The organism is Gemmiger formicilis, from assembly GCF_016901605.1.
Taxonomy (GTDB): Bacteria; Bacillota; Clostridia; order Oscillospirales; family Ruminococcaceae; genus Gemmiger; species Gemmiger formicilis_B.
Genome location: NZ_JACJKP010000305.1, coordinates 1 through 1,635 on the forward strand (window position 1 = coordinate 1; position 1,635 = coordinate 1,635).

A 1,635-nucleotide genomic window follows, 5' to 3' on the forward strand; every position below is an offset into this window, starting at 1 on the left:
AGGACCTGTGGCGGCGGCTGAACTACATACGCCAGACCGGCAACACCGCCAACCACGCCGACCGCAAGCCCGTCACCCCCGAGGAGGCCGCCCTCTGCCTGGAAAACCTGTGGTACTTTATGGACTTTGTGGCCTGCTGCTACGGCACCCACTACACCCCCGGCAGCTTTGACGCTTCCCTTCTCACCCAGCAGCCCGCCGGGCCGGTGCCCGCGGCGCCTGAGGTGGATCTGGATGCCCTGATGGCCGAAAACCAGGCCCTGCGGCAGGAACTGTCCGCCCGCCGCGCCGCCCAACAGCCCGCCTATACCCCCAAACCGCTGGATCTGTCGGAGTACAAGACCCGCAAGCTCTACATCGACGCCATGCTGCGGGATGCCGGCTGGGTGGAGGGAAAAAACTGGCTGAACGAAGTGCCCGTGCCCGGTATGCCCAACCGCGCCGGGGAGGGCTTTGCCGACTATGTGCTCTACGACGACGCCCACCGCCCCCTGGCCGTGATCGAAGCGAAAAAAACCTGTGTGGACCCCGCCCGGGGCCGCCAGCAGGCCAAACTCTACGCCGACCAGTTGGAAAAGCAATGCGGCCGCCGCCCGGTGGTCTTTTTAACCAACGGCTTTGACACCCGCCTGGACGACGGCACCTACCCCGAGCGCCGGGTGGCTGCTTTCTATTCCCGCCGGGACCTGGAAAAGCTCTTCAATCTGCGGGCCATGCGCACCCCGCTGGACAACATCCAGGTGGACCGCAACATTGCCGGGCGCTGGTACCAGGAGGGCGCCATCAAGGCTACCTGCCAGGCCCTTGCCCAGAACCGCCGCAAAGCCCTGCTGGTCATGGCCACCGGTTCCGGCAAGACCCGCACCGTCATTGCCCTGTGCGATGTGCTGCTGCGCCGCGGCTGGGTGAAAAACATCCTGTTTTTGGCTGACCGCAATTCTCTGGTCACCCAGGCCAAACGCAGCTTTGTGAACCTGCTGCCTGATCTCTCGGTCACCAACCTCTGTGAGGAAAAGGACAACGCCGCCGCACACTGCGTATTTTCCACCTACCAGACCATGATGAACTGCATCGACACCGTCCACGACGAGGAGGGCAAACTCTTCACCGTGGGCCACTTCGATCTGGTCATCTGCGACGAGGCCCACCGCTCCATCTACAACAAATACCGGGACATCTTCAACTACTTCGACGCCCCGCTGGTAGGCCTGACCGCCACCCCCAAGGATGAAATCGACAAAAACACCTACGAAGTCTTTGAACTGCAAAACGGCGTGCCCACCTACGGCTACGAACTGGCCCAGGCCGTCAAAGACGGGTTCCTCGTGGACTACCGCACGGTGGAAAGCAAGCTCAAATTCCTGGAACAGGGCATCGTCTACGACGAACTCTCCCCCGAGGAAAAGGCCGAGTATGAAAACACCTTCACCGACGAAAACGGCGAACTGCCCGAACGCATCCAGTCCTCGGCCCTGAACGAATGGCTCTTCAACGAAGATACCATCCGCAAGGCCCTCGACCTGCTCATGACCCACGGCCTGAAAATCGACTACGGCGAAAAACTGGGCAAGACCATCATCTTTGCCAAGAACCACCGCCACGCCGAAACCATCCTGGAAGTATTCAACAAGCAGT

1 protein-coding gene is annotated in these 1,635 nt (G+C 61.3%); it reads left to right on the forward strand.

Features of this window, described 5'->3' with window-relative positions; translation table 11 throughout:
• Positions 1–1,635, forward strand: a 1,635-nt coding sequence (locus H6B10_RS14430) for a DEAD/DEAH box helicase family protein (protein ID WP_204652237.1), incomplete at both ends; no start/stop codon positions are given.